12 protein-coding genes and 1 riboswitch are annotated in these 12185 nt (G+C 61.1%); of the genes, 6 read left to right on the top strand and 6 right to left on the bottom strand.

Annotated elements, in window-relative coordinates:
- Nucleotides 1-82: 82 nt before the first annotated feature.
- Both QM647_RS09935 and QM647_RS09940 read right to left on the bottom strand, forming a co-directional pair.
- Entirely contained in the window at nt 83-1639 is a 1557-nt protein-coding gene (locus tag QM647_RS09935; RefSeq protein ID WP_414995359.1) for an alpha-N-arabinofuranosidase, read from the bottom strand.
- Nucleotides 1640-1720: 81 nt separating this feature from the next.
- The gene (locus QM647_RS09940) at nt 1721-2164 is read right to left on the bottom strand and encodes a MarR family winged helix-turn-helix transcriptional regulator (RefSeq protein WP_414995360.1); all 444 of its coding nucleotides are present in this window, start codon (nt 2162-2164) and stop codon (nt 1721-1723) included.
- A gap of 104 nt (nt 2165-2268) precedes the next feature.
- Here QM647_RS09940 and QM647_RS09945 point away from each other — a divergent pair, with 104 nt between their 5' ends.
- A complete protein-coding gene (locus QM647_RS09945) occupies nt 2269-2691 on the top strand; it encodes an organic hydroperoxide resistance protein (RefSeq protein ID WP_414995361.1) in 423 nt (140 codons plus the stop codon).
- 68 nt (nt 2692-2759) lie between these two features.
- Here QM647_RS09945 and metB read toward each other — a convergent pair whose 3' ends face one another.
- The 3 genes from metB to QM647_RS09960 all read right to left on the bottom strand — a co-directional run bounded on the left by metB (nt 2760) and on the right by QM647_RS09960 (nt 6553).
- Nucleotides 2760-3986, bottom strand: a complete 1227-nt coding sequence (gene metB / locus QM647_RS09950; protein WP_414995362.1) for a cystathionine gamma-synthase — start codon at nt 3984-3986, stop codon at nt 2760-2762.
- A gap of 1 nt (nt 3987) precedes the next feature.
- Complete coding sequence (gene metX, locus QM647_RS09955) at nt 3988-4971, bottom strand: homoserine O-succinyltransferase MetX (RefSeq protein WP_414995363.1); 984 nt, start codon at nt 4969-4971, stop codon at nt 3988-3990.
- 70 nt (nt 4972-5041) lie between these two features.
- Nucleotides 5042-5148: riboswitch (SAM riboswitch) on the bottom strand.
- 4 nt (nt 5149-5152) lie between these two features.
- Nucleotides 5153-6553, bottom strand: coding sequence for a PLP-dependent aminotransferase family protein (locus tag QM647_RS09960; protein ID WP_414995364.1), 1401 nt, complete (start codon nt 6551-6553; stop codon nt 5153-5155).
- 108 nt (nt 6554-6661) lie between these two features.
- Between QM647_RS09960 and QM647_RS09965 the strand changes: the two genes are divergently transcribed.
- Nucleotides 6662-7525: a DMT family transporter gene (locus QM647_RS09965; protein WP_414995365.1), complete on the top strand. Its 864-nt coding sequence runs from the start codon at nt 6662-6664 to the stop codon at nt 7523-7525.
- Here QM647_RS09965 and QM647_RS09970 read toward each other — a convergent pair.
- The gene (locus QM647_RS09970; RefSeq protein WP_414995366.1) at nt 7522-8433 is read right to left on the bottom strand and encodes a DMT family transporter; all 912 of its coding nucleotides are present in this window, start codon (nt 8431-8433) and stop codon (nt 7522-7524) included. The genes QM647_RS09965 and QM647_RS09970 overlap by 4 nt on opposite strands.
- Nucleotides 8434-8601: 168 nt before the next feature.
- On the opposite strand from QM647_RS09970, the gene QM647_RS09975 reads away from it, so the two are divergent.
- The 4 genes from QM647_RS09975 to QM647_RS09990 all read left to right on the top strand — a co-directional run bounded on the left by QM647_RS09975 (nt 8602) and on the right by QM647_RS09990 (nt 12185).
- The gene (locus tag QM647_RS09975) at nt 8602-10272 is read left to right on the top strand and encodes a homoserine dehydrogenase (protein ID WP_414995367.1); all 1671 of its coding nucleotides are present in this window, start codon (nt 8602-8604) and stop codon (nt 10270-10272) included.
- Nucleotides 10269-10619 carry an MmcQ/YjbR family DNA-binding protein gene (locus QM647_RS09980; protein ID WP_414995368.1) on the top strand — a complete coding sequence of 117 codons (351 nt, stop codon included), beginning with the start codon at nt 10269-10271 and terminating at the stop codon, nt 10617-10619. The genes QM647_RS09975 and QM647_RS09980 overlap by 4 nt, the downstream gene beginning before the upstream one ends.
- Nucleotides 10616-11449: a 23S rRNA (adenine(2030)-N(6))-methyltransferase RlmJ gene (rlmJ, locus tag QM647_RS09985; RefSeq protein WP_414995369.1), complete on the top strand. Its 834-nt coding sequence runs from the start codon at nt 10616-10618 to the stop codon at nt 11447-11449. Before QM647_RS09980 ends, rlmJ begins: the two co-directional genes overlap by 4 nt.
- 88 nt (nt 11450-11537) lie before the next feature.
- Nucleotides 11538-12185: a hypothetical protein gene (locus QM647_RS09990; RefSeq protein WP_414995370.1), complete on the top strand. Its 648-nt coding sequence runs from the start codon at nt 11538-11540 to the stop codon at nt 12183-12185.

Raw genomic sequence — 12185 nt, forward strand, 5'->3', positions numbered from 1 at the left:
GAAGTGACTACGCAAAAAGAAACCCCGCCGCAGATACGCGCGGCGGGGCCAAACACAGGGTCCGGTCAGTTGGGGGAGGTGTTTAATCGAGGGAGACGACGGTCACCGATTCTGGCGCCAGCTTCAGCACCAGGCTGCCGTTCTTCGCTGTGGCCGAGATGGCCTTCGGGACAACCGTATTCGGCTTATCGAAGGTGTTGATGCTGTCGAGCTTCGGTGCGGTCAGAGTCTGGCCGGAGGCGGACTTGGCCTTCAGGCCGAGCGCCGACAGGTCGACTTCCAACGGCTGGGTCGGGTCGATATTGGTAATCGAGACATAGACCTTGCCGTCTTTCGCCTTTGCAGCGGCAATATCGGCGCGCGGCAGGGTGACGGTGCCATGCGTATAGGTGCCGGCATCATAGCTGACCGGCAGGAAGGTGGCGTCCTGCCACGGCACGTACATCTTGAAGACGTGATAGGTCGGGGTCAGGACCATCTTGTCGCCATCGGTCAGGATCATGGCCTGGAGGACATTGATCATCTGGGCGATATTGGCCATGCGGACGCGATCGGCATGGCGCGTGAAGATGTTGATCGTCACGGCCGCCAGCACGGCATCGCGCTGCGAGTTCTGCTGATAGAGGAAGCCGGGATTGGTGCCGGGCTCATTCTTCAGCCAGGCGCCCCATTCATCGACCACGAGCGCGACCTTCTTCTGCGGGTCGTACTTGTCCATGATGGCTGAGTGCTTGGTGACCAGTTCGTCCATGCGCAGGGCGGTCTTGATCACCTTGGCGTATTCGGTCTCGTCGAAGCCAGTGGCCGGCTGGTAGGGCGGCCAGTTCTCGAAACCGGAATAGAAGTGCAGGGAGAGGCCGTCCATGCCCTGACCTTGCGTATCCTTCATGACCGTTTCGGTCCAGTTGTAATCATCGACATTGGCGCCCGAAGCGATCTTCTTCATCGGTACGGCGCTGTTGTAATTCTTGGCGTAGGTGGCGAACTGGCGATATTCGTCGGCATAGTGTTCCGGTGTCATATTGCCGCCGCAGCCCCAGCTTTCATTACCGATGCCGAGGAAATGGACGGCGTAGGGCGCCGGATGGCCGTTTTCACGGCGCGCCACGGCCAGGCTCGTTTCCTTTTCAGAGGTCATATATTCCAGCCACTCGGCGGTTTCACGCGGGGTGGAGGAGCCGACATTGGCCGAAACGTAGGAGTCGGCGCCGATCTGGCTCAGGAAGTCCATATATTCGTCGGTGCCGAAGGTATTGGGTTCGATCACGCCGCCCCAGTTGGAATTGAGCGTCACCGGACGTTTGCCTGTGCCGATGCCCTTTTCCCAGTGATATTCGTCGGCAAAGCAGCCGCCGGGCCAGCGCACGTTCGGCACCTTGATCGCCTTCAGGGCGGCGACGACGTCATTACGGATGCCGCGGGTATTGGGGATGGCTGAATCCTTGCCGACCCAGATGCCGCCATAGATGCCGGTGCCGAGATGTTCGGCGAACTGACCGAAGATCTGGCGGCTGATTTCAGCGCCCGGCTGGGTCGTGTCGACGGTGGCCTTGGTGACCGGTGTGGCGGCTTCGGCCATGGCGGCCCAGCCAAAGGCCGCGAGGCCCATTGCGGTTAAGGAAATGGCGTAACGACGCATGCAAAACTCCCTGAATTGCCCGATATTATGGTTGTGCTATTTGTAGGACAATTAAATCAGGCTGGCAAGGCGTCTTTGCGCCTATTTTTCGCGCATGGCCTTGTCTAAGGCCTTGACTTCCTCACGCAAAGCCATGAGGCCGTCGAGTTCCAGGCCTGAGGCGCACAGCATGGCCGGCGGGATGGCGCGGGCCTTTTCACTCAGACTTTTTCCATGTGGCGTCAGGTGAATGCGCACGATGCGCTCATCCTTTGCATCGCGCCCACGCGTGAGCAGGCCGGCCTTCTCCATGCGCTTGAGCAAGGGGGTGAGGGTGCCCGAATCGAGGTGCAGGGGATGGGCGATCTCATTGACCGAGCGGCCGTCCTGTTCCCACAGCAGCAGCATGACCAGATACTGCGGATAGGTGAGGCCCATCGGCTCCAGATAGGGTTTATAGGCCTGGGTAAAAGCGTGCGCCGCCGAATAAACGGCGAAGCAGATCTGGTTTTCCAGCTTCAGTTCGGGTGGGGAGGAATCGGGCATTGCGGGCTCACATACTTTTTTCATTACATAGCGCACAATTTAATTGACATCAAATTGCACACAATATAATTGTTCGATATTGAAATTTACAAAGGAGACCGATCATGACTGAAGCTGTAACTGTTCTGTACACTGCGCACGGCAAGGCCACCGGCGGCCGCGAAGGCACCGCCTCGGCGGGCAATCAAAATCTGAAACTCTCCACGCCGAAGGAACTGGGCGGCGCGGGTGGTGACGGCACCAATCCGGAAGAACTGTTCGCTATGGGCTATGCCGCCTGCTTCATCGGGGCGCTCAAGGCGGTGGGCGCCGGGCAGAAGATCGCCGTCCCGGCCGATACCCACATCGAATCGAGCGTCGGCATCGGCAAGATCAGCCATGGCTTCGGCATTACGGTCGAGCTGAAAATCTCGCTGCCCGGCCTGTCATCCGAAGTGGCCGACAAGCTGATTGCCGATGCCCATCAGGTCTGTCCGTATTCCAACGCCACGCGCGGCAATATCGACGTAAAGCTGTCGCGCATTTAAAGGGGCACGATTGAATGTAAAAAGCCCTCCGGTTTTGCCGGAGGGCTTTTTACATTTTGATGTATCGATCAGGCGATTGACGCCAGTCCGCGCTCCAGGGCGGCGATCAGGTCCGGGGCTTCTTCAAGGCCGATCGACAGGCGGATCAGGCCGTCACTGATGCCGGCTGTGGCCAGGGCTTCGGGCGACATGGCGGCATGGGTCATCGAGGCGGGGTGGACGATCAGGCTCTCGATACCACCGAGCGATTCCGCCAGCGAAAACAGTTCGATATGGTCGAACAGCGTCTTCACCGCGTCCAGCCCGCCGGCCAGTTCGAAGCTCATCATGGCGCCGAAACCGGCCTGTTGCTTCTTTGCCAGATCGTGCTGAGGGTGCGACGGCAGGCCGGGATAATGGACGGCCTTCACCTTGGGGTGGGCATACAGGAATTCGGCCACGGCCTGGGCCGATTGCTGCTGCTGGCGAACGCGGACGAACAGGGTGCGCACGCCGCGCAGGGTCAGGTAGCTGTCGAACGGCGCGGCGGTGGCGCCGACGCAGTTCGCCCACCAGCGGTACAACGTAACGTCTTCCGGCGTGGTGCAGACCAGCGCGCCGCCGATCACGTCGGAATGGCCGTTGATATATTTGGTGGTCGAGTGGACCACGAAATCGGCGCCGAACTTGATCGGGTTTTGCAGGGCGGGGGAGAGGAAGGTGTTGTCCACGGCCACTTTCGCTCCGGCCTTGTGGCCCAAGGCGATCAGTTTTTCCAGATCGATCAGGCGCATCAAGGGGTTGGATGGGGTCTCCAGCAGGAGCAGGGCTGTGGGCTCCGACAGTGCCTTTTCCAGCGCGGCCTCATCGCCCTGGTCGACATAGACCAGATCGATCAGGCCTTGTTTGGCGCGGGCATTGAGCAGGCGCTGGGTGCCGCCGTAGCAATCGTGCGGCACGACCACGCGCTTGTTGGGTTTCCAGGCTCGCACACTTTCGTCCGAAAAGTGGGGGCCACTTTTCGGAGTGTGCGACGGCAGATCCTGCCAAAGGAGATCGAGCGCCGCCAGACCAGAGGCGGTCATGACTGCGCCGACGCCGCCTTCCAGTTCGGCGATGACATCAGCGATGATCTCGCGGTTTGGATTGCCCGAGCGACCGTAATCATAGGTGCGCTTCTTGCCGAAGCCCTCGAAGGTATAGTTGGTAGTCAGGTAGATCGGCGGCATGACCGCGCCGTGCGCCGGGTCGGAATCGATGCCGATATTGATGACCTTGGTGCCGAGCCCGGCGTTCTTCAGATAATCTTTGGACATGTTACTTTTCGAGAGATGTGCGAACAATATCGGAAACGAGCTTGATTTCCTTCAGGAAAGCATCGTGACCATAAAGCGAGGGGAAGTCGATGAAGACGCTGTCGGCCAATGCTTCGTCCAGGGCCTTCATGTCTTCGTAAGGCACCAGCCGGTCGGTGGGGACGGCGGCCAGGAAGACCCTGGCCTTGATCTTCGACGGATCGACGCGGTGGCGGTCCAGGCTGTCGGACATCGAGATCCAGCGATTGACGTCGGTGGCGGCATAGGCGTCGCCACGGGCGCGCAGGTAACCACAAACGACATAGTTGCCGCCGGCGGCTTCCGGCGGCGGGCCGTCGAAGCGCTCGGAGAATTCGGCGTCGGAGCGATAGGTGGTCATGGCCAGCTGACGGGCCAGTGAAATGCCTTCCTGCGGCCTGCCGGTATCCTTGCCGAATTGCAGCAGACGGCGTTGCAGACCGCGGAAGGCCGTGGCCATGGGGTGGGCGCGGTGAGCGGCCGAGATGACGCACAGGCGCTCAACGGCATCCGGATATAGTTCGGCAAAGGCCAGGCCGATCATGGCGCCGTAGGAGGCGCCAATAAAACTGTAGATTTTCTCGACGCCGAGCTGATCGAGCAGCAGCTTTACCAGTCGCGCCTGGTCATGGGTGGTGATGGTATAGACATGTGACGCCGGCAGGCGCGGGGCGAATTCGATGGAGAGCACGCGGAAAGTGTTGAGGTCGAGCGCCTCGCCCGGACCGGCGACGCCTTCCCACCAGCCGGGGGCGGTGTCGGTACTATCTTCCTTGGCGAACAGCACGCGGCCGGCCGAAATGCCGCCGGCGGCTACGACCACAGGCGCGTCCTTCGGGCCATAGAGCCGCGCCACCACGTCATCCTGTTCCAGCTTCATGCCACTTTGCAGGCGGAAATCGGCAGGAATGGGAGCGGTGATATCGGTGCCGATCAGGTCGGGCGCGGTAAAATGGATGGCGTTCATGGTGTGTCCGGTCGCTGCAAAACCTCACCGGACCAGACGGGAAAAGACGCCGCGCGGGCGTTGGAGTTCCGTCTCATCTGTCAGGGAAATGCGCCCTGTAGGAGTTGGCACCATACTGCGTTTGCAGCGGTTGCCCCAGCGTCGTTGGGCCTTTCCCTCGGCTGGTCTCGATGAGTAAAGCCTATATGCGCAAATGCTGCGGTTGCGTCAAGAGGGCGTGTTTCAGCACTTCGAAGACGTGGTTGTCCTGCATCTGGGCGATATTGAAGCGCATGAAGCTTTGCGCCCCCTGGGACAGGCTGAAGGCATTGCCCGGCGCCAGCACCACCTTTTGCGCCAGGGCCTGGCGGGCCACCTCCGAAGCGTCGATGCCATTCGGCAATTCGCACCACAGGAACATGCCGGCCTGAGGTACATGCCAGGGATGAATGCCGAGTGCCGCCAGTTTGCGGAGGATGACCGGGCGCAAGGCGGCCAGCTTTTCGCGCATATCGGCCATGTGCTTACGATAATGACCGCTGCTCAGGATATGATACAGCAGTTCGGCGGACAGCGGATCGTGGGTGAAGCTGGTGGCGATCTTGAGATCGATCAGTCCTGCCAGCCAGTCCGGCCGGATCGCGATGAAGCCGCAGCGCACAGCCGAGGACAGGGTCTTGGAAAAACTGCCGATATGGATGACGCGCTCCAGCCCGTCGAAAGCGGCCAGCCGGGGTGAAGGGCCGTGCTCGAAATCGGCGTAGATATCGTCCTCGACAATCAGCAGGTCATGTCCTTGCGCCAGCTTCAGCAAACGATGGGCGATCACCGGGGAAAGCGTGGCGCTGGTCGGGTTATGCAGGGCGGAGTTGGTGATGTAGAGGCGCGGCTTGTGGGCGATCAGGGCGTTGGCGAAGGCGTTTATATCCGGGCCATTCGGCGTCATTGGCACGCCTATGACCGTGACCCGATGGGCGCGCAGCAGGGCCAGGAAGTTGAAATAGCAGGGATCATCGACCAGCACCGTATCGCCCGGCGTGAGCAGGAAGCGACAGATCAGGTCGATCGATTGCGTGCCGGAGCCGGTCAGCATGATCTGTGAAGGCGCAGCGTCTATGCCGCTGTCGGACAGGCGGCGCGACAGTAATTGCCGCAGGGGGGCGAAGCCCAGGGGCGTGGCATATTCCGTGAGATTGGTCGTCTCGGCGCGAGCCAGGGTGCGCAGGGAGCGGCGGATGTCGTCCTCCGGCAGCCAGGAGGAGGGCACCCAGCCACAGCCGGGCTTGAGATAATCGGCCTCGGTTTCCAGGGATTGGCGGGAAATCCACAAAGGATCGACCTGGCGATCCAGTTTCGGTCCGATCTCCGCCAAAGCCAAAGGCGCATGAGGGGCGGCGACGAAATAGCCCGAGCCGCGCCGGGCGGTGATGACGCCCTCGGCATGGAGGCGGTCATAAGCCTCCACCACAGTCGATTTTGACACCTTCTGCGTTTCGGCCATGGAGCGGATCGAGGGCAGGCGTGCACCCTGCGGTAATTGCTGACGGGAAATGCGGTCACGGATCTGCTCCATGACGCGTGAGGTGAGGGGCGCGCTGCTCATAACTGTACTGGTATCCGTACCCATATGGTTTGATGTAATTTTACCGGAGCGTGCCTGTCAGGGCGAGTCTTTTATCGTCATACGCAAGTTGTAATCGAGGAGTGTATGATGGACCGGAAAACGATCGGGTGGATCAATGGCGGACTGGGCGTGCTGACCTTCAGCGGCTCCCTGCCGGCAACCAAGGTGGCCGTGCAGGCGATGTCGCCTTTGTTCCTGACCAGTGCGCGGGCGGTGATCGCAGCCGGACTGGCGGCCATATGTCTGATCGTGCTCAAGGCGGCGCGGCCGGAAAAGCGCGATATCGCCTCGCTGATCGGCGTGGCGCTCGGCGTGGTGGTCGGGTTTCCGCTGTTGTCGGCCATGGCGCTGCAACACATCCCGTCCGTGCATTCCATTGTCTTCACCGGCCTGCTGCCGATCTCGACGGCGGTCTTTGCCAGTCTGCTGGGCGAAAAGCATCCACCTAAGCTGTTCTGGCTGTTTTCGGGCCTGGGCGGCGTCTGCATCATTATCTATGCGCTGACGCAGGGCTTTTCGGTCTCGCCGGTGGGCGATTTACTGATGCTGGCGGCGATCATTGTTTGCGGTTTTGGTTATGCCGAAGGGGCGCGGCTGTCGCGTAAGCTGGGCGGCTGGCAGGTGATCTGCTGGGCCTTGCTGGTGGCGGCGCCAGTCATGCTGGCTTTAGGCGTGATGACCTGGCCGAATGATCTCTCAGTCGTCCATTGGCCTGCCTGGCTGAGCCTGGGTTATGTGTCGCTGTTTTCCATGCTGATCGGGTTCATCTTCTGGTATCGCGGTCTGGCTTTGGGCGGGATTGCCGCCGTTGGACAGTTACAACTGATGCAGCCGTTTCTCGCACTGATCCTGGCGGCTTGCCTGCTAAAGGAGCCGATCAGTTGGGCCGTGGTGGCGGTAATGGTTGCCATCGTGGCTTGCGTGGCCGGTGCGCGGCGGTTTGCGTCCTAAGGCTTGGGCGTAGCCTTGAGACGACTCCATTCCGACAGGACAATGCCGCCGCAGACCAGGGCCAGGGCCACCAGATGGAAGCCGTGCAGCGGTTCGCGCAGGATCAGCACGGCGAGGAAGACACCGAAGATCGGCAGCAGGTTAATGAACAGGCCGGCGCGATTGGGACCGATCAGTTCGATGCCGGCGATATAGGTGGCTGAAGCGAGCAGGGCGACGAACAACGAGGCATAGACCACGACGCCCCAGCCGGTACTGTCAGGCGCGCCAAACGGATGGGTGAGAGCGCGCCAGATAATGAAGGGCAGGCAGGTCAGGGCGCCGCCGATGCAGGGAATGGCCAGCAGGCTTTGCCAGTGGATCGCCGGCTTCCATTTCAGACTGACTGTATAGCCGCCATAGACGAGAATGGCGCCCAGCATCATCACATCGCCGATATTGAGCTTCAGGTGTAGAAGCTGGTGGATATCGCCGTGGCTGGCGGTGATCAGCACGCCGGCAAAGGTCATGACGAAGCCGATAAGCTGGGCCGCGGTCGCCCTGATGCGGAACAGCAGGAAGTTGCCGAGGAAGATGATCAGGGGGATGCCAGCCTGCTCAATCATGACATTGACCGCGCTGGTCTGGGTCAGGGCTGAATAGAGGAAGATATTGAACAGGGCGAAGCCGCTGGCGCCATAACCAAACAGCAGCGGCCAGTGGCGTTTGATGACCGGCCAGTCGGTTTTCAGGTGTTTGACCGACAAAGAGACGATCACCAGGGCGGCGATCCACCAGCGCAGGGTGGTCAGCAGGATCGGATCGATATGCCCGGCAGCGATCTTGCCCGCCACGCTGTTACCCGCCCAGATCAGGCTTGTCAGGACAAGAAGGCCGTAGGCCCGGAACAGAACGGCGCGGTTATGCATGGGGCTGATTTGCCGCATTCGGAGGGGCTATTCAAGTCTGTCCTTCGGAAGCGGCAGCCGTATCGTCCGAAACCAACACCAAGAATCTTAACGCCAAACACGTTTTTTCTTGGCTCCAGCGTCAAAGTCTTATAGCGACCGTGCAAATTGGTCTGAAACGGGTGAATTATGTCTGTCCTGGTCGTTAAATTCGGTGGTTCGGTGCTCACGAGCGAAAGTGCGCTGCAACGCGCGGTCTCGGAGATTTACCGCTACGTTCGCGACGCGCACAAGGTGATCGCCGTGGTTTCGGCCTTCAAGGGCCAGACCGACCAGCTTTTGCGTCTGGCCGGCAGCTATACTCAGGCCTCGGTGTCTTCGGCGACGCCGCATCTGGTGGCGACCGGTGAAATGCGTGCGGCCACCTTGCTCGCCATGGCCGCCGAACGTTCGGGCATCGTGACGCAGTTCCGTTCGGCCTATGAAATCGGCTTGGTGGCCGAGGGCGAGCACCTTAATGCCAATCCCGTCTCCATCAAAGCCGAGGTGCTGACCAGCGACCTGCAGAAGGTCGATCTGGTGGTGGTGCCGGGCTATGTGGCCGAAAACGCCGGTGGCGAGCCGGTTCTGCTGGGCCGTGGCGGTTCGGACTTGACCGCTGTTTACATTGCCAAGGCGCTCGGTGTCACCGCCCGTCTGATCAAGGATGTCGATGCGGTCTATGACGCCGATCCTGCCAATGTCGGCGATTCCGCTAAACCCTATGAGTCGCTCAACTGGGAAGAGGCGCTGAAGATCGCCTTCCCGGTGGTGCAGGGCAAGGCAATGCGCTTCGCTGCTGACAATAACCTGATGGTTCAGGTCGCCGGCCTGGCCAAGGGCTACGAAACCACGCTCGGCAGCGAGACCGCCTATCGCAAGGGCCAGACCCTGAAACGCCCGATCCGCATCGCCGTCATGGGCGCCGGTGGCGTGGGTTCGAAGTTTCTCGAACGCTGTCTGGAATGGCCGGAACTGATCGAGGTCGATCGCATCCTGGTGCGTGATGCCTCGAAACGCCGCGATCATCCGCTGGCGGCGAAATTCACCTCGGATGCGCGGTCTTTCGTCCGTAACGATGTCGATGTGTTCGTTGATATCGGCACCGGCGTTTCGCCCTCGGCCGAACTGCTGGAAGGCTTCCTTAAGGCCGGTGTTTCGGTCACCAGCGCCAACAAGCAGGCCGTAGCCGCGTCGGCCGACAAGTTGCGTGCGGCCGCCAAGGCCTCCGGCGCCATGCTGACCTATTCGGCTTCGGTCGGTGGCGGGGCGCCGATCATCGAGGCGCTCAAGCGTGCCGCCGCGGCCGGCCATAAGGTCAAATCGCTGGCGGGCGTGCTCAACGGCACGTCGAACTTCGTCATCGACCAGGTGGAATCGGGCAAGACCTTCGATGCCGCCATGGATGAGGCGCGCCGTCTGGGCTTTGCTGAGCCGGATTCGACGGCTGATCTCGACGGCACTGATGTCGGCGCGAAACTCAAGCTGCTGCGTGAAATCGCCTTCCCTGGCCAGACGCCGAAACATATCGAAGTGGGCCAGATCACCGAAGACTCGCTGGTCATCCCGAAGGGCAAGGGCCTGCGCTATGTCGCCCGCGCCTATCCGACCGCCGACGGCCTGCAGGGCTCGATGAAACTGGAAGTGCTCGACGCCGATCATTATCTGGTCGGCGCGCGCGGCGAGCAGAACCGGGCCATCATCGAACTGGATAATGGCGAGACCTGGTACGTTACCGGTAAGGGCGCGGGTGCCTGGCCGACCTCGGAATCGCTGCTGGCGGATACCCTGCAAATCGCCCGCGAGATGCCCCTCAAGTGACACCTGCCGCCTTCAACGCCTTCTGCGCCACCTTGCCCCAATCCACCCATGTGGTGCAGTGGGGCGGGGCGGATGTCTGGAAGGTGGGCGGTAAGGTCTTCGCGATTGCCGGGTTTGTGGAAGAGATCGGTCTGTCGGTCAGTTTCAAGGTGACGCCGATCGGCTATGAAATCCTGAGCGACGCCGAGGGCTGCCGGCCGGCGCCCTATCTGGCGTCACGCGGTATGAAGTGGATTCAGGCCCGTGGCATTGCGGATACGGACCTGATGGACCATGTGCGCGGTTCTTATGATATTATTGTCGCTGCCCTGCCTAAGAAGACGCGGCGTGAACTGGGACTTTTATGAATTACCGCCACGGCTTTCACGCCGGAAATTTCGCCGATCTCGCCAAGCACGCCGCCATACTGGCCATGCTTCGGCTGCTGCGTGACAATGACCGGCCGCTGCTGACGGTCGATACCCATGCCGGCGCCGGTTATTATGACCTGTCCAATCCGGATTTCGCCCGCTCAAAGGAGGCCGAGGCTGGTATCAAATATCTGATGGGTCGCGATGTGCCGGAAAGCCTGAAGCCCCTGGGCGATTATGTTCGCGCCAAGAACGCGAAAGCAGGGTTCAAGGGACGCATCGGTATCTATCCGGGATCTCCGACGCTAATCCTCGACAACCAACGCGCCGGCGACCAGTATGTCGGATGCGAGCTGCGTGACGACGATTACCGCCTGTTGCATGACCGCATCGAACCGCGCGGCCAGGCGATCAAGGCCGACGGTTACAAGGTGGCTCTGCAAACCACCGAAGGCGACGAGGATCTGCTCTATATCATCGATCCGCCCTTCGAGAAGCCGGACGATTATCATCGCATCACCGATACGGTGCGCGACCTGCTGACACTGCGGTCCGATGCCCGGTTTCTGATCTGGCTGCCGCTCAAGGACCTGGAAACCTTCGATGCCTGGCTACGCCATATGGAGCGCGAAATGGGCGACATGGCGGAGATCCAGGTGGCCGAACTGCGCCTGCGGCCGCTATGGAATCCCATGAAAATGAACGGCTGCGCCCTGGTGGCGGTCAATGCGCCGGAAGGCTTCGCGCCGCGCCTCGAAGCCATCTGTCAGGCCGTGGTGACGACCTTTGGCGAGGCGGGGGCCGAAGCGCGCATACGGATATTGTGATCGCTCTCCTTATTGGAGACTCAACCGAAACATGCTATGCTGCGCCGCAATAAAATCCCCATAGGACGCAGAGGATAAGATGTTAAGCATGACCGATTACCCGACGCCGAAATTCCCCGCCTTCTCCACGCCGGAAGAGGTCAAGGCCGCTTCCGAAAAGGTGGTCAACTTCTGGGTCGGGGCCCTTTCTCCCATGTGGGTGCCCTTCTGGGCGGCCTCCAGCTTCGGCCTCAGCGCCTGGGCGATGACGCAGAGCCTGAGCAAGAGCGAAGGCCTGCTGAAGGACGTGCCGCAGATGGGCGACCTGGCCAAATGGCCGGGCTTCGGCACCACAGGTTTTGGTGGTGTCTGGGGCGCGGCGGAAAAGGTGGCCGGCGCCGTCGAACCTGCGGCTGAAAAAGCGGCATCGGTGGTCAAGTCGTCTGCCAGGGCGGCCCCAAAAACGGCAAAGGCAGTTGCCGAAAAGGCCGTGGATACAGCCACGGATACGGCGAAGACGGCGGTGAAGGCCGCAAGCAAGACGGTCGAGGCCACGACAGCGATGGTGACCGACGCCGTGGAGGCTATGCCTGAGCCCAAGGTTGCTTTCGATCCGGTGATCGAAGCGCCCGTCGCGGTCGAGGCCGCGGCCGTGGAAGCGCCGGCTGTGCTCAAGGCGGCGGCCATAGCGCCGGTCAAGGTCGAGCCCAAGCCGATTGCCCGCGCTGTCTCGGCGGTCAAGAAGCCCAAAAAGTAA

This window comes from Asticcacaulis sp., from assembly GCF_047605585.1.
Lineage (GTDB): Bacteria > Pseudomonadota > Alphaproteobacteria > Caulobacterales > Caulobacteraceae > Asticcacaulis.

Bases quoted from the DNA above. Each gene is read 5' to 3' on its own strand.
- metX (WP_414995363.1), bottom strand. From the start codon at position 4,971: ATGAACGCCATCCATTTTACCGCGCCCGACCTGATCGGCACCGATATC.
- rlmJ (WP_414995369.1), top strand. From the start codon at position 10,616: ATGAATTACCGCCACGGCTTTCACGCCGGAAATTTCGCCGATCTCGCC.
- QM647_RS09935 (WP_414995359.1), bottom strand. From the start codon at position 1,639: ATGCGTCGTTACGCCATTTCCTTAACCGCAATGGGCCTCGCGGCCTTT.
- QM647_RS09975 (WP_414995367.1), top strand. From the start codon at position 8,602: ATGTCTGTCCTGGTCGTTAAATTCGGTGGTTCGGTGCTCACGAGCGAA.
- metB (WP_414995362.1), bottom strand. From the start codon at position 3,986: ATGTCCAAAGATTATCTGAAGAACGCCGGGCTCGGCACCAAGGTCATC.
- QM647_RS09960 (WP_414995364.1), bottom strand. From the start codon at position 6,553: ATGAGCAGCGCGCCCCTCACCTCACGCGTCATGGAGCAGATCCGTGAC.
- QM647_RS09970 (WP_414995366.1), bottom strand. From the start codon at position 8,433: ATGCATAACCGCGCCGTTCTGTTCCGGGCCTACGGCCTTCTTGTCCTG.
- QM647_RS09945 (WP_414995361.1), top strand. From the start codon at position 2,269: ATGACTGAAGCTGTAACTGTTCTGTACACTGCGCACGGCAAGGCCACC.
- QM647_RS09990 (WP_414995370.1), top strand. From the start codon at position 11,538: ATGACCGATTACCCGACGCCGAAATTCCCCGCCTTCTCCACGCCGGAA.
- QM647_RS09965 (WP_414995365.1), top strand. From the start codon at position 6,662: ATGGACCGGAAAACGATCGGGTGGATCAATGGCGGACTGGGCGTGCTG.
- QM647_RS09940 (WP_414995360.1), bottom strand. From the start codon at position 2,164: ATGCCCGATTCCTCCCCACCCGAACTGAAGCTGGAAAACCAGATCTGC.